This is a genomic window from Streptomyces roseoviridis (assembly GCF_039535235.1).
Taxonomy (GTDB): domain Bacteria; phylum Actinomycetota; class Actinomycetes; order Streptomycetales; family Streptomycetaceae; genus Streptomyces; species Streptomyces roseoviridis.
The window spans coordinates 1,839,382-1,861,629 of sequence record NZ_BAAAWU010000001.1 but is presented as its reverse complement, the minus strand read 5'-3'; the positions used below and the strand labels follow the sequence as shown (position 1 = coordinate 1,861,629).

Here is a 22,248-nt window from a genome sequence, read left to right as displayed (position 1 = left end):
TAGGCATGGTGCCGCGCCCTCGGGGGACCTCGTTCCGCGGCCCGTGAGGGCCTCGTCCCGCGATCGGCCGGGGCCCACGCACCGGTGAACGCGCCTCCCCGGGCGCCCGCGCCCGGCCCGCCCGCCCGCCGGAAGGTCGCTCTTGCCGCCCGTCACGCGGCCCGGGGCGCGGAGGACACAGGCGCGGTGGTCCCGGGCGCCGGGGTGCGGGAGGCGCGTGCCACGAGGAGGAGGAAGAGGCCGCAGCACGTCACGAGGAGCCAGCCCGGCCTCGACGCCTCGGCCAGACGGCCGTCGGGGACGTGGGCGACCAGGGCTCCGGCGGCGGCGATGCCGACGGCGGCGCCGAGCTGGCGCGCGGTGGAGGTGATGGCTCCGGCGACGCCGGCCCGGGCGGGCGGCAGGCCGCCGACCGCGGTGTTGGTGAGCGGGGCGTTGGCGAAGCCGAAGCCGATGCCGATGAGGAGGTACGCGGTCGACAGCTGCGCCAGTCCGGTGGCCTGGCCGAGGTTCACCAGGCACAGGCCGCCGGCGGCGGTGAAGGCGCCGGCGAGCAGCAGCGGGCGGCGCGGCCCGACGCGGCCCGCAAGGACGCCGGCCCAGGGCGCGCACACGGTGGCTCCGAGGGCCATGGGCAGCGTCGCCGCGCCCGCCGCGAGCGGCGTCCAGCCGCGGGAGTGCTGGAGGTAGAGCGTGGTGAGCAGGAGGCTCACGTTGAGCGCGACGAACACCGCGACCGCGCCGAGCACCGCCATCGTGAAGACGGGCCGCCGGAAGAGGGCGAGGTCCATGAGGGGTTCGGGGCGGCGCAGCTCCACGCGGACGAACGCGGCGGTCGCCGCCACGGCCACGGCGTAGCCGGTCAGGGCGAGCGGCGAGGTCCAGCCGGCGCGGGGGGCTTCGATGAGGACGGCGACGGTGACGGCCAGCGCCAGGGTGAGGAGGACCTGCCCGCCCAGGTCGAGCCGCCGGGCCCGCCGGCCACGGGACTCCGGCACGAAGACGGCGACGAGGACGAGGGCGGCGGCGATGACGGGCGCGTTCACCCAGAAGACCGACCGCCAGCCGAACGCCTCGACGAGGGCCCCGCCGGTGACCGGTCCCGCCGCCATGCTGAGGCCGAAGACCGAGGCCCATAGGCCGATCGCGCGGGCCCGCTCCCGCGGGTCGGGCATGGCGTTCACGACGATCGCCAGGGCGACGGGGCTCAGCATGGAGGCGCCGACGCCCTGGACGGCCCGGGCCGCGACGAGCAGGCCGAGCGACGGCGCCAGGGCGCAGGCCAGCGACGCGAGCCCGAAGACGACGAGCCCGCAGCGGAACACCCGGCAGCGTCCGAAGCGGTCGGCGAGAGCTCCGGAGACGACGAGGAAACCGGCCAGGACCACGGTGTACGCGTCCACGATCCATTCCAGGCCCCGCGTGTCCGCGCCCAGGCCGCGCCCGATCTCGGGCAGGCCCACGTTGACGATGGTCGTGTCGAGGCCGACGAGGAACATGCTCAGGGCGCAGACGGCCAGGACCGTCCATCTGCGGCGGGTGCCGAGGGGCTCGTCGGCCGGGGTCGCGGCGGTGGCCGCGGGCGTGGCCCCGGGTGTGGCTGGCGGCGTGGTCATGAGGTGCGCCTTCCGTCGTCGTACGGACCGGATCTTTAAGGTCCCGTCATGCTCGAACCCGCGGGCGGCGGCGGCCCAGCGCTTTTGCGGACACCGCAAAATGGAGGTCATGGACGCCGATCTCGCACGGATTCTCGATGGCATAGGCCCCCGGCTGCGGGTGCTGCGGCGCGACCGGGGACTCACCCTCGAAGCCCTCGCCGACGAGACCGGGATCTCGCTGAGCACGCTGTCCCGCCTCGAATCGGGCAAGCGGCGCCCGACGCTCGACCTGCTCATCCCGCTCGCGCGGGCGCACCGGGTCGCCCTGGACCAGCTGGTGGCGGCGCCCGCCACCGGCGACCCCCGCGTCCACCTGCGCCCCCGGCGCGGCAGTCAGGGCAGCGTGCTCGTGCCGCTGACGCAGTACCCGGGCCGGGTCCAGGTCTTCAAGCAGGTGCTGTCCCGCCGCGAACCGAAGCTGGTGACCCACGCCGGTCACGAGTGGCTGTACGTGCTCGCCGGTGAGCTCCGCCTCGTGCTCGGCGCGCGCGAGTTCACGCTCCGGCCCGGGGAGATCGCCGAGTTCGACACCGCCGAACCGCACTGGTTCGGCCCCGCCGGCGACCGGGCCGTGGAGATCCTCCACCTCTTCGGCCCGCAGGGCGATCAGGCCGTCGTCCGCACCGGGTCCGCCGCCGCGACCTGACCGGGGTGGACCCGGCGTGGTGCGCTTGACACGAAAATCGAACATCCATTCATATGGGGGGGCCGGGCCTTGGAATCTCGGGGTTGTCGCCGAGTTATCCACAGGCCGGAGGGGACGTCGGGGCCCATTGTCAGTGGCAGGGGTTAGCGTCTTTCACATGAAGCGATCGACTCAAGCAAACCGGGTGGAACCCATGGCAGGAACCGACCGCGAGAAGGCGCTCGACGCCGCGCTCGCACAGATTGAACGGCAGTTCGGCAAGGGTGCCGTCATGCGCATGGGCGAGCGCTCGAGGGAGCCGATCGAGGTCATCCCGACCGGGTCGACCGCCCTCGACGTCGCCCTCGGCGTCGGCGGCCTGCCGCGCGGCCGTGTGGTCGAGATCTACGGACCGGAGTCCTCCGGTAAGACGACCCTGACCCTGCACGCCGTCGCCAACGCGCAGAAGGCCGGCGGCCAGGTCGCCTTCGTGGACGCCGAGCACGCCCTCGACCCCGAGTACGCCCGCAAGCTCGGCGTCGACATCGACAACCTCATCCTGTCCCAGCCGGACAACGGTGAGCAGGCCCTCGAGATCGTCGACATGCTGGTCCGCTCCGGCGCCCTCGACCTGATCGTCATCGACTCCGTCGCCGCGCTCGTCCCGCGCGCGGAGATCGAGGGCGAGATGGGCGACTCCCACGTCGGTCTCCAGGCCCGCCTGATGAGCCAGGCCCTGCGGAAGATCACCAGCGCGCTCAACCAGTCCAAGACCACCGCGATCTTCATCAACCAGCTCCGCGAGAAGATCGGCGTGATGTTCGGCTCGCCGGAGACCACGACCGGTGGCCGCGCCCTGAAGTTCTACGCCTCGGTGCGCATCGACATCCGCCGCATCGAGACCCTGAAGGACGGCACGGAGGCGGTCGGCAACCGCACCCGCTGCAAGGTCGTCAAGAACAAGGTCGCGCCCCCCTTCAAGCAGGCCGAGTTCGACATCCTCTACGGCCAGGGCATCAGCCGCGAGGGCGGCCTGATCGACATGGGCGTGGAGCACGGCTTCGTCCGCAAGGCCGGCGCCTGGTACACGTACGAGGGCGACCAGCTGGGCCAGGGCAAGGAGAACGCCCGCAACTTCCTCAAGGACAACCCCGACCTCGCCAACGAGATCGAGAGGAAGATCAAGGAGAAGCTGGGCGTCGGCGTCCGGCCCGAGGAGCCCTCGGCCGAGACGGGAGCGGACGCGGTGAGCGGCACGGACGCGGCCGGTGCGGCGGCTGCGGCGGGCGCGGACGAGGCGGCCAAGGCCGTCCCGGCCCCGGCCAAGGCCGCCAAGGCGACCAAGGCCACGGCGGCCAAGAGCTGACCCGGTGACCGGTCGCACCGAATGGCCGGACGACAGCCCCGACTCGTCGAGGGCCGAGAAGGAGCTGTCGTCCCAGGATCCGGGTGAGCGGGCGCGGGCGATCTGCCTGCGCCTGCTCACCGGGACCCCCCGCACCCGCAAGCAGCTCGCCGACGCCCTGCGCAAGCGGGAGATCCCGGACGAGGTCGCCGACGAGGTGCTCTCCCGGTTCGAGGACGTCGGGCTCATCGACGACGCCGCCTTCGCCGGCGCCTGGGTGGAGTCCCGCCACCACGGCCGGGGCCTCGCCCGCCGGGCCCTCGCCCGCGAGCTGCGGACCAAGGGGGTCGACCCCACCGTGATCCAGGAGGCGGTCGACCGGCTCGACTCCGACCAGGAGGAGGCGCGCGCCCGCGAGCTCGTCGACCGCAAGCTGCGCGCCACCCGCGGCCTGGAGCGCGACCGGCGGCTGCGCAGACTGGCCGGCATGCTCGCCCGCAAGGGATACCCGGAGGGCATGGCCCTGCGCGTGGTCCGCCAGGCCCTGGAGGAAGAGGGCGAGGACACCGAGGGGCTGGACGAGCCCTTCTAGCCTCCCGACGACCCCGACCCCGACCCCGACCCCGGCACCGGCCCGGACCTCGGCACCGGCTCAGGCCCCGAGTCCGGTCCCCAGCCCGGCGCCGACTCCGAGCCCGGCCTCGTACCCGACCCCGACTCTCGACTCGGCGTCGGCCCGGGCCCCGGGTAGGACCTCGGCCCCGACTCCGGCCCCGCACCCGAGCCCGTCTCCGTACCCGACCCCGAGTCCCGACCCGACCCCGAGTCCCGACCCGGCGTCGGCCCGGCTCCCGGTGACGGGCCCTTCGACGGCAGCAGGACCGGAAGGCCCGCCGCCCTCCACGCCTGGAAGCCGCCGATCACATCGGTCGCGCGGTGCAGGCCCAGCCGGCGCAGGGAGGCGGCGGCGAGCGAGGAGGCGTAGCCCTCGTCGCAGAGCACCACCACCCGCAGATCGTGGCTGTCGGCCTGAGGGGCGCGATGACTGCCCAGGGGATCGAGCCGCCACTCCAGTTCGTTGCGCTCCACGACCAGCGCGCCGGGGATCAGACCGTCCCGTTCGCGCAGGGCGGCGTAGCGGGTGTCGACCAGCAGGGCGTCGCCCGCCGCGTAGGCCGCGTACGCGGTCCGGGCGTCGATCCGGTCGAGACCGGCCCGGACCCGCTCCAACAGCTCGTCGATGCCGACGGGTTCACTACCGCCGCCACCGGCACCGGACCCCACACCGCCGGCCGCGTCGGCAACGGCGCCCGTACGCACGCCCTCGTGTGCCGCGCTCACTGCCAGTCCTCCGGGCGCTCGACCTGCTCGAGGCGGAGCATCGCGCCCGCCCGGCTGAAGCGCCGGATCAGCGGGAGCGGCGGATGGTAGGCGTGCACCGAGACCGCGTGCTCGGTGCGGGACTCGTTCAGCACCTCGTGCACATGGTGCCGGCCGAAGGACCGGCTCCGGCCGGCCGGGAGCTCGCGGTCGCGGTCGACGCCGTCGGCCAGCTCCAGGGTCTTCCAGCCGCTCGCCGGGAGCCGCACCGCGAGGGAGTTCTCGCGCAGGGTCCCGCGCGCGGTGGCGAAGGCGCCGAGCGACTCGGCGTGGTCGTGCCAGCCGGTCCCCGTCCCGGGCGGCCAGCCGATGAGCCAGGCCTCGCTGCCGCCCGGCCCGTCGAGCCGCACCCAGGTGCGCCCTTCGGGGTCCAGGGGCAGGGAGGCGATCAGCGCGGGATCGGCGGCCGTGCGCCGGACGAAGTCCAGCAGATCGGCCTGGGTGGGGGAGGCGGGGGAGGGGGCGGGGCCGGAAACGGGCGAGGAGACGTGCTGCGTCTGGGGCACGGAGGACCGTCCTGAGGTTCGCGAAAGAGCGCACGGCGAAGCGCGCGCCGGAAGAAGGGAAGGCGAATTCAGCAGGACGGGCGACACACGCAGCCCGCATAGCGGACGAGGTCCATATGGACCCTCCGCCACAGGCGCAGATCGGTGCCGGTCACGTTCCGGAGTACACCATGGACGCCCGTGGCGGTCAATCGTCCCTCACTTGACGTCCGCCGCCACGTCCGCCGCGGCGCCCTCCGGCACCGGCTCCGGCTCTCCCTCCGACTTCCCCTCCGGCGTCCGCCCCGCCCGCGCCTCCGGCTCCGTCGCCGCGTCCCCCGCCGGGTCCCCGCCCCGTACCGCCTCCGCCGCAGCGTGCAGTTCCTCCGGCCGCACTCCGGCGAACGCCGCGGCCAGATGGCCGTCGGGGCGGACGAGGAGCACCGCGTGGGCCGGGGCGCCCGGATACGCCTCGGTCACCAGGAGCTCGGCCGGCGCGGGCAGCCCGTCCACGGCCTCGGCGAGCCGGGGCATCACGCCCGCGCTCACCCAGTGCCGCCGGTCCCACACCCCGGTGCCCGGGGCGACGAGCAGCACCAGGAGCCGTCCCCTGCCGAGCCGGTCCCGCAGCCGTACGGTCGTGCCGTCCGGCGCCGTCACCCGCACGTCGTCGACCGGCGCGCCGTCCGGCGTACCCACCGGGATGCGTCCCTCGGAGGGCTCCGGCGCCAGCGGGGAGTGCGGGAACGCCGGAAGCGCGCCCAGCGGACCGCGCCCCAGGTGCCCGTCGGTCAGCAGGGCGTCGTGGCCGCGGCCGCCGCCCGGCAGATACGTGCGCAGGCCCCGGCCGCCGCGCAGCACGGGCAGCACCTGGTCGGCCGCGCGCAGCAGCCCGGCGACGGCCGCCCGGCGCTCGCTCTGGTAGCTGTCGAGCAGGGTGACCGAGGCGTCGCGGTGGTGCCAGGCGTAGGCCAGTTTCCAGGCCAGGTTGTCGATGTCCCGCAGGCCCTCGTCGAGCCCCTGGGTGCCGACCGCGCCCAGCAGGTGCGCCGCGTCCCCGGCGAGGAAGACCCGGTCCACCCGCCAGCGCCGGGCGAGCCGGTGGTGCACCGTGTGGACGCCGGTGTCGATCAGGTCGTACGGCGGGGTCGAACCCTCGCACCAGCCGGCCAGGGTCTCCCGGATGCGGGTGACGAGCGCGTCGGGAGTGACCAGTTCGCCGCGGGGCGGCAGCAGCCAGTCGATCCGCCACACGCCGTCGGGCAGCGGCCGGGCGGCGACCTCCTCGCCGCCGCTGCGCCACGGCGGCTGACGGTGGAGCAGGGCCTCGCCCGCCCAGGGGAGTTCGGTGCGCAGCGCGGCCACCGCGTGCCGTTCCACCGCCGTACGCCCGGGGAAGCGGACGCCGAGCAGCTTGCGCACGGTGGAGCGGGCGCCGTCGCAGCCGACGAGGTGGCTGCCGCGCCACCAGGTGCCTTCGGGACCGCGGGTGTGGGCGCTGACGCCGTGGGCGTCCTGCTCGATGGTGTCGACCCGGGAGTCGGTGACCACGGTGACGAGGTCCTGGCGAGCGATGGCGTCGCGCAGCCCACGGGCCAGGGCGTGCTGCGGGATGTGCAGCGGGGCGGCGGGCCCCGTGGCGCCGCTCTCCGGGTCGCCGGCGTCGCCGGGCAGGCCGAGGTCGAGCGGGACGTGCCGCATCTGCTGCCGGCGGCGCACGGAGCGCCAGCCGACCCAGCGGACGCCCTCGTCACGGAGCGTGGCACAGCCGAGCCGCTCCACCAGGGCGGCCATGTCCGCGCGCAGCACGACGGTGCGGGCGGGGCGCGGCTCCTCCTTGCCCCCGCTCTCGTCGAGGACGACGCTGGGCACGTCCTGGGCGGCCAGGGCGAGGGAGAGCGCGAGGCCGACCGGCCCCGCGCCCACGATGATCACCGGGTCCACGGCGCGGCTCCTGAGGGCGTGCGAGGCCGTACGGTCGTGCGGGAAGCACAGCGGGGTGTGGCGCGGGCCCGGAGCTTGATCACAGAACGTATGCAACCCACTGGGGGTGCGTGCGTCAAGTGACGGGGGCAGCGGCGTCGCCACTGCCCCCGGATGATGTCACATGCCGTCAGTTCTTCGTGATGCCAGGGCCGTCGGAGCCGTCACCGATGATCCCGGCCGCCCCGCCGGCGGTGCCCGCCTCGGCGGCGCGCACGACGGCCTGCGCGTCGGTGTCGGAGGCGAGGACACCGGTCTTCGAGCGGCGGCCGCGCTTCTCGATCCAGGTGGCGAGCGCGGACAGCGCCAGACACAGCGCGATGTAGATGACGCCGAAGACCACGATCACGGAGACGTACGGGTACGAGCCGTTGACCAGCGTGTTGGAGGCGATCAGACGGGCCGAGTAGAGCAGCTCGGGGTACAGGATGACGAAGCCGAAGGAGGTGTCCTTCAGGGTGACCACCAGCTGGCTGATGATCGTGGGCAGCATGGCCCGGACCGCCTGCGGCAGCAGGACGGTGGTCATCACCTGGGTCTTGGTCATGCCGAGCGCGTACGCGGCCTCGCGCTGTCCGCGCGGCACGGAGTTGACGCCGGCGCGCAGCACCTCGGCCTGGACGCAGCCGTTGTAGATCGACAGGCCGATCGCCAGCGCCCACATCGAGTAGTCGGTGAGGAAGGCGACCCACACCGCGTAGATGGTGATGAGCAGCGGCAGGGAGCGGAAGACCTCGATGAAGGCGGTGGCCGGCCAGCTGATCGCCTTGTGGTCGGAGAGCCGGGCGACGGCGAGCAGCACGCCGAGGACCAGGGAGCCGACGGCGGCGAGAGCGAAGGCCTTCAGGGTGGCGAGCAGCGCGTCGGCGATGTTCTGCCGGATGCCCGCGTAGTTGAAGATGTCCCACATCTCGGGGGCGAGGTGCCCCTTCTCGGCGAGCCGCAGCAGGCTGACGACGAGCAGGGCGACGATGACGAGGCTGCCGACGACGGCGTAGATCCGGTTGCGGATCTTCGCCTTGGGGCCGGGGGCGTCGAAGAGAACGCTGGCGCTCATCGGGCGACCTCCAGGTTGCGCTCAAGGAGACGGAAGAGTCCGCTGATGGCGAAGGTGATGACGAGGTAGGCGACGGCGACCCAGCAGAAGATCGGGAGGATCGCGTAGCCCTGCTCGCTCATCAGCGTCTGCCAGCCGAAGAGCTCGGTGACGCTGAAGGCGCCGGCGATGGCCGAGTTCTTGGTCAGCGCGATGAAGATCGAGCTCAGCGGCGGCAGCACCGTACGGGTGGCCTGCGGCAGCACGATCAGGCGCAGCGTCTGCGAGAAGGTGAGCCCGAGCGAGCGGGCGGCCTCGGCCTGGCCCAGCGGCACCGTGCTGATGCCGGAGCGGACCGCCTCGCAGATGAACGAGGAGGTGTAGAAGCCGAGCGCCAGGGAGGCGAGCACGAAGGGGCTCATGCCCGGGAAGAGGATCTCCGGGACGACGAAGAAGAAGACCAGGAAGAGCAGCGTCAGCGGGGTGTTGCGCAGCAGTGTCACCCACGCCGTGCCGAAGAAGCGCAGCGGCGGGACGGGGGAGACGCGGAAGCCGGCGATGACGATGCCGAGGACCAGGGCGATGACCGAGCTGACGGCGGTGATCGACACGGTTCCTATGAATCCGTTGCGGAACTCCGGGAAATGGTCGAGCAGTACGTTCATGAGGACTCCGCGTCGGCAGTCAGCGGCAGGTGTACGGGCAGGGGGCGGGGCGCCCCGTAGCGCACAGGGCGTACGGGGCGCTCACGCGGAGGCGGATCAGTAGCGGACGACCGCCGGCGGCGCGGTGTAGGCCGAGCCGGAGAGGCCGAGGGTGGCCTCGTAGATCTTCTTGTAGGTGCCGTCGCCCACGTACTTCTCGAGGATGTCGTTCACCTTGTCGCGGAGGACCTTGTCGTCCTTGTTGATGCCGACGCCGTACGGCTCCTTGGTGAACGGCTTGCCGACGACCTTGAGCTTGCCGGCGTTGGCGGCGGCGTAGCCCTTGAGGATGGAGTCGTCGGTGGTGACGGCGTCGACCTGCTTGGTCAGCAGCTGCTGGACGCAGTCGGAGTACTTGCCGAGCTCGACGGTCTCCGCGCCGTACTGCGGCTTCTTGATCTCCTGGAGCGGGGTCGAGCCCGTGATGGAGCAGACCTTCTTGCCCTTGACGGACTCCGGGCCGGTGATCGCGGTCTCGTCCTTGCGGACCAGCAGGTCGGCGCCGGCCTGGTAGTACGGGCCCGCGAAGCCGACCTGCGCCTTGCGCTTGTCGTTGATCGTGTAGGTGCCGACGTAGTAGTCGACCTGACCCGTGGAGATCGCGGTCTCACGGAGCTTGGAGTCGACGGTCTTCCACTCGATCTTGTCCTCGGAGAAGCCCAGCTCGGCGGCGATCATCTTGGCGATCTCGATGTCGAAGCCGGAGCGCTTCTTGGTGGCCTGGTCCTCGAAGCCCAGGTACGGCTGGTCGGCCTTGGAGCCGATGATCAGCTTGCCGCGCTCCTTGGCCTTCTTGAAGGTCGGCGAGTTCAGGTCGACGCCGCTCGCGACGGTGTACGTGGGGAGCTTGGGGGCGCTGGCGTCACCGGGCTTGGTGGCGGGCTTGTCGCCGGCCGAGCCCTCCTTGCCGCCACAGGCGGTCGCGGTCAGCGCGAGCACGGCAACGGCCACGGCCGCGGTCTTGCGGAGCTTCATCGTGAACATCCCTCAGGTCGTGGGTAGTTGATCGTCAGTGTGCAGCACGTCGGCGGCGGCGACTGGGAAGTTGTCGCGGCAGGGCGCCAGCGGTACCCGTCAGTGGTGCAGGATCTTCGACAGGAAGTCCTTGGCGCGGTCGCTGCGCGGGTTGCTGAAGAACTCGTCGGGGGTGGCCTGCTCCACGATCCGGCCGTCGGCCATGAAGACCACGCGGTTGGCGGCGGACCGGGCGAAGCCCATCTCGTGGGTGACGACCACCATCGTCATGCCGTCCCGGGCCAGCTGCTGCATGACCTCAAGGACCTCGTTGATCATCTCCGGGTCGAGGGCCGAGGTCGGCTCGTCGAACAGGATGACCTTGGGGTCCATCGCCAGCGCGCGGGCGATCGCCACGCGCTGCTGCTGGCCGCCGGACAGCTGCGCCGGGTACTTGTCGGCCTGCGTGCCCACGCCGACCCGGTCCAGAAGGGCGCGGGCCTTGGCCTCCGCCGCCTTCTTCTCGGTCCTGCGGACCTTGACCTGACCCAGCATCACGTTCTCGAGCACCGTCTTGTGCGCGAAGAGGTTGAAGGACTGGAAGACCATGCCGACGTCGGAACGCAGCCGCGCCAGTTCCTTGCCCTCCTGGGGCAGCGGCTTCCCGTCGATGGTGATGCTGCCGGAGTCGATGGTCTCCAGCCGGTTGATCGTGCGGCACAGCGTGGACTTGCCCGACCCGGACGGCCCGATCACGACCACGACCTCGCCGCGGCGGATCGTCAGGTCGATGTCCTGGAGCACGTGCAGCGCGCCGAAGTGCTTGTTCACGTCGGACAGCACGACCAGGTCGTCCGTGGCCGGCACGGCGCCCTCCGAACCCTTGGTCACTGACACTCCGCTCATCGGCATCTCGCTCCGTCCTGCTCGGTTGGGGAGGACACTAGAGACCGGGTGCGAGAAGCGTCATCACATCTGAGCGAAGTTTGAGCATAACGATCCGGTCGCAACCGGACACACTGCGTGAAGGGGGTGCGTACCGCCGTACCGGGTGGATAACGAAAAACGCGGGAGTCACGGGGGGACACTTGACTGTGACCGTGACCATCGGCGTTCATGCCCTGGTACACAGATAGTCATCACCCGCGCCGCGCGCACGCAGCGAGCACCGCGCACACACCAGGCGACCGCAGGCCCGACCCCCTGCGGAGACACCATCGAGAGATGCCGAGAGATCACGGAGGAGGGCCATGAGACTGCTGCTCGTCGAGGACGACGACCACGTCGCCGCCGCGCTCTCCGCGATCCTCGCCCGCCACGGCTTCACCGTCACCCACGCCCGCAACGGCGAGGAGGCGCTCCAGGCCGTCCTGCCCGCCGCCCACGGCGAGCGCCCCTCGTACGGCGTGATCCTGCTCGACCTCGGCCTGCCCGACCAGGACGGCTACCAGGTCTGCGGACGCATCCGGAAGCTCACCGCCACCCCCGTGATCATGGTGACCGCGCGCGCCGACGTGCGCTCCCGCATCCACGGCCTCAACCTCGGCGCCGACGACTACGTCGTCAAGCCCTACGACACCGGTGAACTGCTGGCCCGGATCCACGCCGTCAGCCGGCGCAGCGCCGCCGGCGACGAGCAGTCCGGCCCCGGCGACGACAGCACCCTGCGCCTCGGCTCCGTCACCATCGAGCTGCCCACCCGCCGGGTCAGCGTCGACGGCGACGCCGTCCCCCTCACCCGCAAGGAGTTCGACCTGCTCGCCCTGCTCGCCCAGCGGCCCGGCGTGGTCTTCCGCCGCGAGCAGATCATCAGCGAGGTCTGGCGCACCAACTGGGAGGGCACCGGGCGCACCCTGGAGGTCCATGTGGCCTCCCTGCGTTCGAAGTTGCGCATGCCCGCCCTGATCGAGACCGTGCGGGGCGTCGGCTACCGCCTGGTCGCGCCCACCGCGTAGCGGCAGGTCCGCCCGCCCGTGCGCACCCGACTCCTCCCGCTCCTGATCGTCCTGATGGCGGGCGTGCTGCTCGCCCTCGGCTTCCCCCTGGCCGCCAGCACCGCCGCCTCCGAGCAGCAGCGGGTGGTCGTCGACCGGCTCGACGACGCCGCCCGCTTCGCCGCCCTCGCCCAGTTCGTCGAGGAGAGCAGCTTCGGCCCCGACGAACGGCGCTTCACCCTCAGCGGCGAGCTCGCCAGCTACCACGACGTCTACGGCATCCGCGCAGGCATCTTCTTCCGCGACAACCAGGCCATGGCCGCCGCCCCCGAGGACTGGGTCGTCCCGTACGAGGGGGAGGGCCGGCGCGCCTTCAACGAGGCCCTGCTCGGGCGCCGCAGCCACGACCCGCCGCAGGTCTGGCCCTGGCAGGGGCACGCCCGGCTCACCATCGCCTCCCCGGTCGTCCGGGACGGCGACGTCGTCGCCGTCGTCGTCACCGACTCGCCCACCGGGCAGCTCCGCTCCCGCATCCTGCGCGACTGGCTGCTGATCTTCGCCGGCGAGGCCGCCGCCATGCTGCTCGCGGTCGGCGCCGCCTTCCGGCTCACCGGCTGGGTGCTGCGGCCCGTGCGGGTCCTGGACGCCGTCACCCACGACATCGCCACCGGCCGCATGAAGTCCCGCGTCGCCGCGGCCGGCGGACCACCCGAACTGCGCCGCCTCGCCCGCTCGTTCAACGAGATGGCCGACAACGTCGAGGACGTCCTCGAACAGCAGCGGGCCTTCGTCGCCGACGCCTCCCACCAGCTGCGCAACCCGCTCGCCGCGCTGCTGCTGCGGATCGAACTGCTCGCCCTCGAACTCCCCGAGGGCAACGAGGAGATCGCCTCCGTCCGCACCGAGGGCAAGCGGCTCGCCCAGGTCCTCGACGACCTGCTCGGCCTCGCGCTCGCCGAGCACACCACCGCGGACCTGCGGCTGACCGACATCGGCGCGCTCACCGCCGAGCGCGTGGGGTCCTGGCGGGCGGTCGCCGACGACAAGGACGTGGCGATCGTCGCCGACACCACCGCCGTCACCGCCTGGACGGACCCGGTGGCGCTGTCCAGCGCGCTCGACGCGGTGATCGACAACGCCTTGAAGTTCACCCCGGCGGGCGAGGACGTCTCCGTACGGGTCTTCCTCAGTCCCGGCGGCCGGACCGTCGCCGTCGAGGTCGCCGACCACGGCCCCGGCCTCACGGACGAGGAACTGGAACGGGTCGGCGACCGCTTCTGGCGGTCCAACCGGCACCAGAACATCAAGGGATCGGGCCTCGGCCTGTCCATCGCGCGGGTCCTCCTGGCGGCGGGCGGCGGCACCCTGGCGTTCGCCCGCAACGAGCCGCACGGCCTCAAGGTGACCGTCAGCGTGCCGCGGGACGACCCGCGCTCGGCCTCGGGGGGCGGTCTGCGGATCGCCGCGGCCGGGGAGGGGGCGCGCGGGGGGCGCTCGGACGAGGGCCAGGGGCGGGCGGACCGCACTCAGGGCTTCACGGAGCGGTAGTAGCGCCGGGCGCCCTCGTGCAGCGGCAGCGGATCGGTGTAGATCGCGGTCCTCAGGTCCACCAGCTGGGCCGGGTGGACCTGGCTGCCGATCCGGTCACGGCTGCCGATCACCGTACGGGTGAAGCCCTCCACCAGGTCCGGGTCGGCGGCCTCCGTGGTGACCAGGATGTTCGCCACCGCCAGGGTGTCCACCGCGTTGCCGTCCTGGGCCCGGCTGTAGGCGTCGGCCGGGATGGTCGCCGAGCGGTAGTGGCGGGTGGAATCGCCCACGTCGTGCAGGCTCTGGACCAGCGTCTCGTCGAGGGCCACCAGCCGGATCGGCAACCGCACGGACAGCTCCTGGACGGCGTCGGTGGGCAGGCCGCCCGACCAGAAGAAGGCGTCCAGCCGGTGCCGCTCCAACAGGCCCGGCATCGTGTCGATGCCGGCCGAGACCGGGACGATGTCGACGTCCGGGGTCAGCCCCGCCGCCGCGAGGACCCGGTCGGCGATCAGCCGCACGCCCGAGCCGTCCTGTCCGACGCCGACGCGCCGCCCGCGCAGATCGGCCACCGACTGCACGGTCGATCCCTTGGGCACGACCAGCTGGACGTAGTCGTCGTAGAGCCGCGCGCAGCCGCGCAACCGCTCGAAGCCGGGCTTGCGGTCCCGCTGGTACTGGGCCACGGCGTCCGCCGTCGCCACCGTGAAGTCGGCCTCGCCCGAGGCGAGCCTGGCCAGGTTCTGCTGGGAGCCCTCGCTGTCCTTCAGCGTTATCGAGACGTCCGGGAGATCACGGGCCAGGGCCTGCTGGAGCAGCTTCCCGTACCGCTGGTAGACGCCCGTGGGCACGCCGGTGCTGAAGGTGATGTGCCCGCTGGGCTCCTTCGCACCGATCGGAACCAGCCACCACACCAGGACTCCGGCCAGCGCCAGGAGCGCTGCCGAGACCTGAAGGACGCGGCGGCGGGCGGTGCGGGAGAGTGCGGCGGGCATGGCGCGATCCTGCCAGCTCGCCGGGCGTCCTGGCCAGGGCGGACGGGCGGGCGGCCGGTGTCGGTGCTCACGGTGGTGACGTACACCGTGGTGGCGGCCTCAGGCGGCTGGTGGCGATGCCGGTGGAGGCGGCGTCGGCGTCGATGGTGACGGCGGCGTCCGCGTCGATGGTGACGGCGGCGTCGGTGACGGCGGTGACGGCGGCGGGGTCAGGGAAGCCGCCTGCTGCCGCAGCCAGCCCAGCAGCGTCACGATCCGAGCGTCCCGCTCCGGCGGGCGCGGGCTGAGCAGTCCGTAGCCGGTCCCGTCCGCCACGAACCCGTACGGGGCGGCCAGCTGCCCCCGTACGAGATCGTCCCGGACCAGCGCGTACGGCCCGACGGCGACGCCCACGCCCGCGACGGCCGCCTGCAGCGCCAGATAGAAGTGCTCGAAGGTCTGCTGCGGCGTGCCGGCGGCGCCCGTGGTGCGCCCGCTCAGGCGCCGCCAGTCGTCCCAGGCGGTCGGCCGGGTGCCGGTGTGCAGCAGGGTGACGCCCTCGAAGCCGCCGGTCGCCAGCCGCTCGGCCAGCTCGGGGCGGCAGACCGGGCCGATCCACTCCTCGAAGAGCGGCACCCGGCTCACCCCCTCGGGCACCGGGAAGTCGTCCCGGCGCAGGGCCACGTCCACCGTGTCCCGAGCGAAGTCCGGCGGGCCGCCGCCCGCCGACAGGTGCACGGTGAGGCCGGGGTGCCGTGCCGCGAGGTCGGGGAGGCGCGGGATGAGCCACCGCATCAGGAGCGTCGGCTCGCAGGAGAGGGCCAGCGGGCCGCCCGGACCCCGGCCCGAGACCTCGGCCGCGGCCGCCTCGATCAGGTCCAGCGCCTCCCGGACGGCCGCGGCGAGCCGCCGGGCCTGGGGGGGTGGGCCGCAGGGAGCGCGCGCCGCGTTCGAAGAGGGTCGTCCCGAGCGCCTTCTCCAGGTTCTGCACCTGGCGGCTGACGGCGCCGTGCGTGACGTGGAGCTCCCGGGCGGCACCGGTCATGCTCGCGTGGCGCACGGCGGCCTCGAAGGGCAGGAGGGTGGAGAGGGGCGGCAGGGAGGGCCTGGTCATGAGGGGAATCTAGCTGTGAGGCCTGCTCACAGGAGGGGTGAGAAGGAATCGCTTGTCCTGCGCGTTCGCGAGGGGCGAGGGTTGATCCCGTCACGCACCGACGGCCCACGGCCGTCAGGCGCGGCCCGCACCGTCACCCACCCCGTTCCGCCTCCTTCCCCGAGAAAGGGGCCGTCCAGCATGCCGCCCTCCACCGTCGTCGTCCTCGCCGACGACCTGACCAGCGCCGCCGACGGCGCCGCTCCCTTCCGTCGGCACGGCCACCGCGCACGCGTCCTCTTCGCCCCCGAGGCCGCCGCTCCCGGCATCGAGTCCGGCGTCACCGCCGTCGACCTCGGCACCCGGCTGCTGGGCGAGGCGGACGCCGCCGCCCGGTGCCGCGAGGCGGCCGCCGCGTACGCCGGCGCGGACCTCCTGGTCAAGACCGTCGACTCGACCCTCCGCGGCCATGTGGCGGCCGAAGTGCGCGCCGCGCTCGCCGGATCCGGCCGCCGCACGGTGATCCTCGCCCCCGCCTTCCCCTCCGAGGGCCGTACGACGGTCCGGGGCGTCCAGTACGTCCGGGGCGTACGGGTCGACGCGAGCGAGTTCGCCCGCGACCCGGCCCACCCGGTCCGCTCGGCCGACCTCGCCCGCCTGCTGCCGGAGGCCGTCGTCCTCGATGTCGCCGCCCCGTCCGAGCCCGAGCCCGAGCCCGCGTCCAGTCCCGACCCGGGCCCTGAGCCCGTCACCGCGTGCGCGTCCGGTCCCGGCCCGGACCCCGGCCGCGATCCCGGCCCTGAGCCCCGCCCCGACCCCGTACGGGAACGGCTCGCGGAGCTGTCGCGGCTGGTCGACGCCGGGGGGATCCTCGTCTGCTCGGCGGCCGACGACGCCGACCTGGACGCCGTCGTCGCCGCCGTCCCCCGCCCCCAGGACGTCCTGTGGGTCGGTTCACCGGGACTCGCCGACGCCCTGGCCCGCCGCCACGCACGGCGTCCGGCCGACGCCCTTCCCGCGCTCCCCGCCGTGCGCAGCCCGCTGATCGTCGTCGGCAGCGCCAACCCCACGAGCCGCCGCCAGCTCGCCGCCCTGCGCGCGCGGTTCACCGGCGAACCCCTCGCCGTCCTCCACACCCCCGAGGAACGGGCCGCCGACCCCGCCGACCCCGCCGGGCCGGCCGCGCTCGTCCGCCGGCTCGCCGAGGAGACGCGGCGGCGGACGGAGAGCGGCCGCGCCGACGGACTCGTCCTCACCGGCGGGGAGACCGCCGCCGCCGTCCTGGGCGCGCTCGGCGGCACCGGCATCGAGCTGTACGACGAGCCCGAGCCCGGCATCGCCCGCGGCACCCTGCACGGCCCCGGCGCACCCCGGCTTCCCGTTCTGGTCAAGGCCGGGGGCTTCGGCGACGACGGCACCCTCGTCCGCCTCCACGCCCTCCTGACCGCGGGTGGCGCCCGGTGACCCGCCCCGTCGCCGTCACCATGGGCGACCCCCACGGCATCGGCCCCGAGATCACCGTCAAGGCGTGCGCCGACCCGCGCCGCCGCGTCCCCGTCGTCGTCATCGGCGACCCCGGCACCCTCGAACGCGCCTGCCGCACCACCGGCGCCCGCCTCCGCGTGCGCGCCCTGCCGGCCGCGCCCGGGGCCGCGACCGTCCCCGGCACCGCGGGAGGCACCGGCGGCACCCCGCGCGTCGAGGACGCGGGCCGCACCCCCGGAGTCCTGGACGTCCTCGCCGAAGGCCCCGCCCTGCCCGCCTCCGGCCTCGCCCTCGGCACCGTCGCCGCCGAGGCGGGCGCGGCCTCCTACGCGTACGTGCGCAAGGGCGTCGAACTCGCCCTCGAGGGCCGGGTGCGCGCGCTCACCACCGCCCCCGTCAACAAGGAGGCCCTGCACCTCGCCGGCGTGCCCCACCCCGGCCACACCGAGATCCTGGCCGAGCTCTCCGGCACCCGCAGCTACGCGATGATGATGGCCAACGACCAGCTGCGGACCGTCCTCGTCACCGTCCACCAGTCGCTGCGCAGCGCGATCGACGCGCTCACCGCCGAGCGGGAACTCGACGTCATCCGGCTCACCCACCGCGCGCTGCGGCCCTCGTCGCCCTCCCGGCCCCGGATCGCCGTCGCGGCCCTCAATCCGCACGCCGGCGAGAACGGCCTGTTCGGCCGCGAGGACCTCGACGTCATCGCCCCCGCCGTGCGCGCCGCCCGCGCCGAGGGCATCGACGCGAGCGGTCCCTGGCCCGCCGACACCGTCTTCATGCGGGCCCGGGCGGGAGAGTTCGACGCCGTCGTCGCCCAGTACCACGACCAGGGGCTCATCCCGGTCAAGTACCTGGGCCTGGAGCACGGGGTCAACATCACCCTCGGCCTGCCGTTCGTCCGCACCAGCGTCGACCACGGCACCGCCTTCGACCTCGCCGGAACCGGCACCGCCGACCACACGAGCCTGCTCACCGCCCTGCGCCACGCCGACGAGCTGGCCCCGCGACACCCTTGAGGGGAACCCCGTGGACTTCATCTTCATGCTCACCCGCGACGACCGGACCGTCACCGACTGCCTCCACGTCCTCGACTCCGTCCGCGAGCTGGGCATCACCCACATCGGCTTCAAGGACGTCGGCGTCGACACCGCGACCCTGCGCCGGCTCCACGAACAGATCAGGGCGCTCGGCGCCACCAGTCACCTGGAGGTCGTCTCCACCGGCCGCGCCGAAGTGCTCGACTCCGTACGGACGGCCGTCGACCTCGGTGTGGACTGGCTGCTCGGCGGCACCCGGATCGAGGAGACCCTCGCCCTGCTCGACGGCACCGGCATCCGCTACCTGCCCTTCGCGGGCGAGCCGACGGGCCATCCGACCCGGCTGGCCGGCACCCCGGCCCGTATCGCCGACGACTGCCGCCGTGCCGAGGCCGCCGGGTGCGCGGGCGTCGACCTGCTCGCCCACCGCGCCACCGACGCCGACCCGCTCGACCTGGTCCGCGCCGCCCGCGCCGCCACCGCGGGCCGGCTCGTCGTCGCCGGTTCGCTGAGCACCCCGGCCGAGATCCGGGCCCTCGCCGAGGTCGGCGCGGACGCCTTCACCGTCGGCTCCGCGGCCTTCGCGGGCGCCCTGCGCCCGGAGGCCGGCACCCTCGCCGCCCAGCTCACGGCGGTCCTGGAGGCGAGCGGCGGCCGGCCCCGAGGTGGACCGGTGACGGGCGGAGGTGGCCGGGCAGCCCCGTGACCCCCTTACCCTTGTCTGGTGACCAGCAGCAAAGACGGGACCGGAGCCGTGGCCGAGCAGGACGTCGTGACGCGAACCTACGAAGTGCGCACCTACGGGTGTCAGATGAACGTCCACGACTCCGAGCGGCTCTCCGGTCTCCTGGAGGACGCCGGCTACGTCCGCGCCCCCGAGGGCTCCAACGGCGACGCCGACGTCGTGGTCTTCAACACCTGCGCGGTCCGCGAGAACGCCGACAACAAGCTGTACGGCAACCTCGGCCACCTCGCCCCGAAGAAGGCCGCCCGCCCGGGCATGCAGATCGCCGTCGGCGGCTGCCTGGCCCAGAAGGACCGCGACACCATCGTCAAGAAGGCCCCCTGGGTCGACGTGGTCTTCGGCACGCACAACATCGGCAAGCTGCCGGTCCTGCTGGAGCGCGCCCGCGTCCAGGAGGAGGCGCAGGTCGAGATCGCGGAGTCCCTCGAGGCCTTCCCGTCGACGCTGCCGACCCGCCGCGAGTCCGCGTACGCCGCGTGGGTCTCCATCTCCGTCGGCTGCAACAACACCTGCACCTTCTGCATCGTCCCGGCGCTGCGCGGCAAGGAGGAGGACCGCCGCCCCGGCGACATCCTCGCCGAGATCGAGGCGCTGGTCGCCGAGGGCGTCTCCGAGATCACCCTGCTCGGCCAGAACGTCAACGCCTACGGCTCCGACCTCGGCGACCGCGAGGCGTTCAGCAAGCTGCTGCGCGCCTGCGGCGAGATCGAGGGCCTGGAGCGGGTCCGCTTCACCTCCCCGCACCCGCGCGACTTCACCGACGACGTCATCGCCGCGATGGCCGAGACGCCGAACGTGATGCCGCAGCTGCACATGCCGCTCCAGTCCGGTTCGGACACGGTCCTGAAGGCGATGCGCCGCTCGTACCGGCAGGAGCGTTTCCTCGGGATCATCGAAAAGGTGCGCGCCGCCATCCCGCACGCCGCCATCTCCACCGACATCATCGTGGGCTTCCCCGGCGAGACCGAGGAGGACTTCGAGCAGACCATGCACGTGGTGCGCGAGGCCCGCTTCGCGAACGCCTTCACCTTCCAGTACTCCAAGCGCCCCGGCACCCCGGCGGCCACCATGGAGGGCCAGGTCCCCAAGGAGGTCGTGCAGGCGCGCTACGAGCGTCTCGTCGCCCTCCAGGAGGAGATCTCCTGGGAGGAGAACAGGAAGCAGGTCGGCCGCACCCTGGAGGTCATGGTCGCCGAGGGCGAGGGCCGCAAGGACGGCGAGACCCACCGCCTGTCCGGCCGCGCCCCCGACAACCGGCTCGTCCACTTCACCAAGCCCGACGAGGACGTCCGGCCCGGTGACGTGGTGACCGTCGAGATCACCTACGCCGCCCCGCACCACCTGCTCGCCGAGGGCCCGACCACCTCGGTGCGCCGCACCCGCGCGGGCGACGCCTGGGAGAAGCGCACCGCCGCGGCGGCCGCGAAGCCGGCCGGCGTGATGCTCGGGCTGCCGAAGATCGGCGTCCCGGAGCCGCTGCCGGTCGCCGACGCGCCGGCCTGCGGGAGCCACTGACAGAAGTGACGCAACAGGGGGGAAACATGGGGGAATGGGCCGTCGTCGCACAGTACGGCGCGGGGGAGAACCACCGGACCCGGGTGGTCCGGGAAGTGACCGGCACCCTGGAGCAGGCGAGGGACGCGCTCTGGAAGACCGCCCTCTCCTACCGGGAGCCGGTGCGCGAGAAGCGCCGCCGGGTGTACCGGCTCGGCACCGGCGACGCCTATCTCCTGCGGGTGAGCGGGCTGATGTCCGAGACGGACACCCTGCTGACGCTGGCCGAGCTGGTCCACGACTCGGCCGGAGGCGCCGCCCCGGAGGGCCCGCCCGCCGCGCAGTAGGCTGCGGATCATGCTTGTCGCCGCAGCCGTCTGCCCCTGCCCCCCGCTGCTCGTGCCCGCCGTCGCGGCCGGTGCCGCCGCCGAGCTCGCCGACGCGCGAACGGCCTGTTCCGACGCGCTCGCCGTGCTGGCCGCCTCGCGGCCGGACCGCCTCGTCGTCGTCGGCCCGGCGGACGAGGGCTCCCGGGGCGTCCACCCGGGCGGTACGGCCGGGTCCTTCGCCGGGTTCGGCGTCGACCTGACCGTACGGCTCGGCAGCGGGCCCGGCGGCGGCCGGCCGCTGCCCGCCTCCCTGGCCGTGGGCGCCTGGCTCCTGGAGCACACCCGCTGGGCCGACGCACCGATCGAGGGCCTCGGGGTCGACGCGTCGCTGGACGCCGCCCGCTGCGCCGGGACGGGCCGGGAGATCGCCGCCTCGGCCGGACGGGTCGCCCTGCTCGTGATGGGCGACGGCAGCGCCTGCCGCACCGTGAAGGCCCCCGGCTACCTTGACGAGCGCGCCGAGGCGTTCGACGCCGAGGCCGCCCGTGCTCTCGGCGCGGCGGACGCGGCGGCGCTGCTCGCCCTGGACGAGGGCCTGGCGCACGAACTGAAGGCGGCCGGCCGGGCGTCCTGGCAGGTGCTGGCGGGCGCCGCGGAGGGCGCGGACCTGGCAGGGCGGCTGCTGTACGAAGACGCCCCGTACGGCGTCGGCTACGTCGTCGCCGCCTGGAGCTGAGGCGCGAGGTCACCGGCCATCCCGGAACACGACGGCGGACGGCCGCGGAGCGAGGTGCTCCGCGGCCGTCCGCCGTCGCGAAGGGATCGGGGCCGGGACCGGGGACCTCGGGCGAGGCCCGGCGCCGCGGGCGTCGGTCAGGCGGCCGGCGGCGGCGAGGCCGGGGGAGGAGACGGGGGCGTGTCCCCGTCCTTGTGGGCCAGCCGCTCGATGGCGTCCTTGGCCTTGCCCGTACCGGACTCGATCTTGTCGCTGTACTTGCCCTTGGTCTTCTCGTCGACCACCCGCGCGGCCTTCTCCAGGCCGTGCTCGACCTTGCCCCCGTGCTCCTTGGCGAGGTCGGAGACCTTGTCCTTGGCGGGAGCGAGCTTGGCCTTCAGTGAATCCAGGAGACCCATGGGGTCACCATCCCTCCGACGGACCGCTGGGGCCCGTGCCGTTCTTCGTTCGCTACCGAACGCTTCCGTGCCCGTCCTACGCGCGGGCGCCCTCGCCGGCCTCGTTGTCCGCGGCCTCCTCCGCCGACTGCTGCTTCGGGATCTCCACGGCCTCGCCCTTGGCCCCCGTGTCGGCGCCGGCGTCACCGGCCTCGGTGGCCTTCGGCGCGGCGGCCTCCGGCTCCCCGGACTCCGGCTCCTCCGCCGCACCCGCGACCGCCTCCGTCTCCTCCGTCACGGCCGCGGCCTCGACCGTTTCCGATTCCTTGCTCTTCCGG

At 73.6% G+C, this 22,248-nt stretch carries 23 protein-coding genes and 2 pseudogenes; 11 read left to right on the top strand and 14 right to left on the bottom strand.

The genetic code is table 11. The features are described from left to right. Positions 1-152: 152 nt before the first annotated feature. On the bottom strand, positions 153-1,616 hold the full coding sequence (locus tag ABD954_RS08345; RefSeq protein WP_345485171.1) for an MFS transporter: 1,464 nt from the start codon (positions 1,614-1,616) through the stop codon (positions 153-155). Positions 1,617-1,725: 109 nt separating this feature from the next. On the opposite strand from ABD954_RS08345, the gene ABD954_RS08340 reads away from it, so the two are divergent. The 3 genes from ABD954_RS08340 to recX all read left to right on the top strand — a co-directional run bounded on the left by ABD954_RS08340 (position 1,726) and on the right by recX (position 4,220). Beyond that, positions 1,726-2,304, top strand: coding sequence for a helix-turn-helix domain-containing protein (locus ABD954_RS08340; RefSeq protein ID WP_345485170.1), 579 nt, complete (start codon positions 1,726-1,728; stop codon positions 2,302-2,304). 193 nt (positions 2,305-2,497) lie between these two features. Then, positions 2,498-3,649 carry a recombinase RecA gene (gene recA / locus ABD954_RS08335; RefSeq protein ID WP_345485169.1) on the top strand — a complete coding sequence of 384 codons (1,152 nt, stop codon included), beginning with the start codon at positions 2,498-2,500 and terminating at the stop codon, positions 3,647-3,649. 4 nt (positions 3,650-3,653) lie between these two features. Next, positions 3,654-4,220 carry a recombination regulator RecX gene (recX, locus tag ABD954_RS08330; RefSeq protein WP_345485168.1) on the top strand — a complete coding sequence of 189 codons (567 nt, stop codon included), beginning with the start codon at positions 3,654-3,656 and terminating at the stop codon, positions 4,218-4,220. Between the two features lie 278 nt (positions 4,221-4,498). Here recX and ABD954_RS08325 read toward each other — a convergent pair. From ABD954_RS08325 to ABD954_RS08290, 8 genes and pseudogenes are all read right to left on the bottom strand, one after another. Then, positions 4,499-4,912 (bottom strand): annotated as a pseudogene (locus tag ABD954_RS08325) (rhodanese-like domain-containing protein); the annotation flags it as partial. A gap of 53 nt (positions 4,913-4,965) precedes the next feature. Further along, on the bottom strand, positions 4,966-5,514 hold the full coding sequence (locus ABD954_RS08320) for a cupin domain-containing protein (RefSeq protein ID WP_345485167.1): 549 nt from the start codon (positions 5,512-5,514) through the stop codon (positions 4,966-4,968). 68 nt (positions 5,515-5,582) lie between these two features. Next, complete coding sequence (locus ABD954_RS33600; protein ID WP_309506048.1) at positions 5,583-5,630, bottom strand: hypothetical protein; 48 nt, start codon at positions 5,628-5,630, stop codon at positions 5,583-5,585. An 82-nt stretch (positions 5,631-5,712) separates the two neighbouring features. Next, positions 5,713-7,437, bottom strand: coding sequence for an FAD-dependent monooxygenase (locus tag ABD954_RS08310; protein ID WP_345485166.1), 1,725 nt, complete (start codon positions 7,435-7,437; stop codon positions 5,713-5,715). A 169-nt stretch (positions 7,438-7,606) separates the two neighbouring features. After that, positions 7,607-8,533 carry an amino acid ABC transporter permease gene (locus ABD954_RS08305; protein ID WP_345485165.1) on the bottom strand — a complete coding sequence of 309 codons (927 nt, stop codon included), beginning with the start codon at positions 8,531-8,533 and terminating at the stop codon, positions 7,607-7,609. Then, entirely contained in the window at positions 8,530-9,177 is a 648-nt protein-coding gene (locus tag ABD954_RS08300; RefSeq protein ID WP_345485163.1) for an amino acid ABC transporter permease, read from the bottom strand. The genes ABD954_RS08305 and ABD954_RS08300 overlap by 4 nt, the downstream gene beginning before the upstream one ends. A 96-nt stretch (positions 9,178-9,273) precedes the next feature. Then, positions 9,274-10,191, bottom strand: coding sequence for a glutamate ABC transporter substrate-binding protein (locus ABD954_RS08295; RefSeq protein WP_345485161.1), 918 nt, complete (start codon positions 10,189-10,191; stop codon positions 9,274-9,276). Positions 10,192-10,290: 99 nt separating this feature from the next. Next, the gene (locus ABD954_RS08290; protein ID WP_345485159.1) at positions 10,291-11,076 is read right to left on the bottom strand and encodes an amino acid ABC transporter ATP-binding protein; all 786 of its coding nucleotides are present in this window, start codon (positions 11,074-11,076) and stop codon (positions 10,291-10,293) included. A 344-nt stretch (positions 11,077-11,420) separates the two neighbouring features. Between ABD954_RS08290 and ABD954_RS08285 the strand changes: the two genes are divergently transcribed. Together ABD954_RS08285 and ABD954_RS08280 are read left to right on the top strand one after the other, a co-directional pair. Further along, the gene (locus tag ABD954_RS08285; protein WP_345485157.1) at positions 11,421-12,125 is read left to right on the top strand and encodes a response regulator transcription factor; all 705 of its coding nucleotides are present in this window, start codon (positions 11,421-11,423) and stop codon (positions 12,123-12,125) included. 18 nt (positions 12,126-12,143) lie between these two features. After that, positions 12,144-13,652, top strand: a complete 1,509-nt coding sequence (locus tag ABD954_RS08280; RefSeq protein WP_345485155.1) for a sensor histidine kinase — start codon at positions 12,144-12,146, stop codon at positions 13,650-13,652. Here the strand turns inward: ABD954_RS08280 and ABD954_RS08275 are convergent. The 3 genes and pseudogenes from ABD954_RS08275 to ABD954_RS33595 form a co-directional block, all read right to left on the bottom strand. Beyond that, positions 13,631-14,629 (bottom strand): TAXI family TRAP transporter solute-binding subunit, encoded by a 999-nt coding sequence (locus tag ABD954_RS08275; protein WP_345485153.1) that lies wholly within the window; start codon positions 14,627-14,629, stop codon positions 13,631-13,633. The genes ABD954_RS08280 and ABD954_RS08275 overlap by 22 nt on opposite strands. Positions 14,630-14,728: 99 nt before the next feature. Next, the gene (locus ABD954_RS08270) at positions 14,729-15,481 is read right to left on the bottom strand and encodes a LysR substrate-binding domain-containing protein (protein ID WP_425584108.1); all 753 of its coding nucleotides are present in this window, start codon (positions 15,479-15,481) and stop codon (positions 14,729-14,731) included. Between the two features lie 52 nt (positions 15,482-15,533). Beyond that, positions 15,534-15,722, bottom strand: a pseudogene (locus ABD954_RS33595) (LysR family transcriptional regulator); the annotation flags it as partial. A 180-nt stretch (positions 15,723-15,902) separates the two neighbouring features. Between ABD954_RS33595 and ABD954_RS08265 the strand changes: the two are divergent. The 6 genes from ABD954_RS08265 to ABD954_RS08240 are packed head-to-tail and all read left to right on the top strand — an operon-like array spanning position 15,903 to position 21,533. Next, positions 15,903-17,165, top strand: a complete 1,263-nt coding sequence (locus ABD954_RS08265; RefSeq protein ID WP_345485149.1) for a four-carbon acid sugar kinase family protein — start codon at positions 15,903-15,905, stop codon at positions 17,163-17,165. Then, entirely contained in the window at positions 17,162-18,208 is a 1,047-nt protein-coding gene (pdxA, locus tag ABD954_RS08260) for a 4-hydroxythreonine-4-phosphate dehydrogenase PdxA (RefSeq protein ID WP_345485148.1), read from the top strand. Before ABD954_RS08265 ends, pdxA begins: the two co-directional genes overlap by 4 nt. A gap of 10 nt (positions 18,209-18,218) precedes the next feature. Beyond that, positions 18,219-18,935, top strand: a complete 717-nt coding sequence (locus ABD954_RS08255) for a hypothetical protein (protein WP_345485147.1) — start codon at positions 18,219-18,221, stop codon at positions 18,933-18,935. An 18-nt stretch (positions 18,936-18,953) separates the two neighbouring features. Then, a complete protein-coding gene (miaB, locus tag ABD954_RS08250) occupies positions 18,954-20,489 on the top strand; it encodes a tRNA (N6-isopentenyl adenosine(37)-C2)-methylthiotransferase MiaB (RefSeq protein ID WP_345485146.1) in 1,536 nt (511 codons plus the stop codon). Positions 20,490-20,515: 26 nt separating this feature from the next. Further along, positions 20,516-20,815 (top strand): hypothetical protein, encoded by a 300-nt coding sequence (locus ABD954_RS08245; RefSeq protein ID WP_345485145.1) that lies wholly within the window; start codon positions 20,516-20,518, stop codon positions 20,813-20,815. 10 nt (positions 20,816-20,825) lie between these two features. Continuing rightward, entirely contained in the window at positions 20,826-21,533 is a 708-nt protein-coding gene (locus ABD954_RS08240; RefSeq protein WP_345485144.1) for a class III extradiol ring-cleavage dioxygenase family protein, read from the top strand. A gap of 137 nt (positions 21,534-21,670) precedes the next feature. Here ABD954_RS08240 and ABD954_RS08235 read toward each other — a convergent pair whose 3' ends face one another. After that, positions 21,671-21,931, bottom strand: a complete 261-nt coding sequence (locus ABD954_RS08235; RefSeq protein ID WP_345485143.1) for an antitoxin — start codon at positions 21,929-21,931, stop codon at positions 21,671-21,673. A 76-nt stretch (positions 21,932-22,007) separates the two neighbouring features. Then, positions 22,008-22,208 (bottom strand): gliding motility protein, encoded by a 201-nt coding sequence (locus tag ABD954_RS08230; RefSeq protein WP_345485142.1) that lies wholly within the window; start codon positions 22,206-22,208, stop codon positions 22,008-22,010. Between the last annotated feature and the right edge of the window lie 40 nt (positions 22,209-22,248).

Coding starts and splice junctions, on each gene's coding strand:
- ABD954_RS08295 (WP_345485161.1), bottom strand. CDS start 10,191: ATGAAGCTCCGCAAGACCGCGGCCGTGGCCGTTGCCGTGCTCGCGCTG.
- ABD954_RS08290 (WP_345485159.1), bottom strand. CDS start 11,076: ATGAGCGGAGTGTCAGTGACCAAGGGTTCGGAGGGCGCCGTGCCGGCC.
- ABD954_RS08240 (WP_345485144.1), top strand. CDS start 20,826: ATGCTTGTCGCCGCAGCCGTCTGCCCCTGCCCCCCGCTGCTCGTGCCC.
- recA (WP_345485169.1), top strand. CDS start 2,498: ATGGCAGGAACCGACCGCGAGAAGGCGCTCGACGCCGCGCTCGCACAG.
- ABD954_RS08345 (WP_345485171.1), bottom strand. CDS start 1,616: ATGACCACGCCGCCAGCCACACCCGGGGCCACGCCCGCGGCCACCGCC.
- ABD954_RS08285 (WP_345485157.1), top strand. CDS start 11,421: ATGAGACTGCTGCTCGTCGAGGACGACGACCACGTCGCCGCCGCGCTC.
- ABD954_RS08340 (WP_345485170.1), top strand. CDS start 1,726: ATGGACGCCGATCTCGCACGGATTCTCGATGGCATAGGCCCCCGGCTG.
- ABD954_RS08275 (WP_345485153.1), bottom strand. CDS start 14,629: ATGCCCGCCGCACTCTCCCGCACCGCCCGCCGCCGCGTCCTTCAGGTC.
- ABD954_RS08235 (WP_345485143.1), bottom strand. CDS start 21,931: ATGGGTCTCCTGGATTCACTGAAGGCCAAGCTCGCTCCCGCCAAGGAC.
- ABD954_RS08305 (WP_345485165.1), bottom strand. CDS start 8,533: ATGAGCGCCAGCGTTCTCTTCGACGCCCCCGGCCCCAAGGCGAAGATC.
- ABD954_RS08265 (WP_345485149.1), top strand. CDS start 15,903: ATGCCGCCCTCCACCGTCGTCGTCCTCGCCGACGACCTGACCAGCGCC.
- ABD954_RS08245 (WP_345485145.1), top strand. CDS start 20,516: ATGGGGGAATGGGCCGTCGTCGCACAGTACGGCGCGGGGGAGAACCAC.
- ABD954_RS08300 (WP_345485163.1), bottom strand. CDS start 9,177: ATGAACGTACTGCTCGACCATTTCCCGGAGTTCCGCAACGGATTCATA.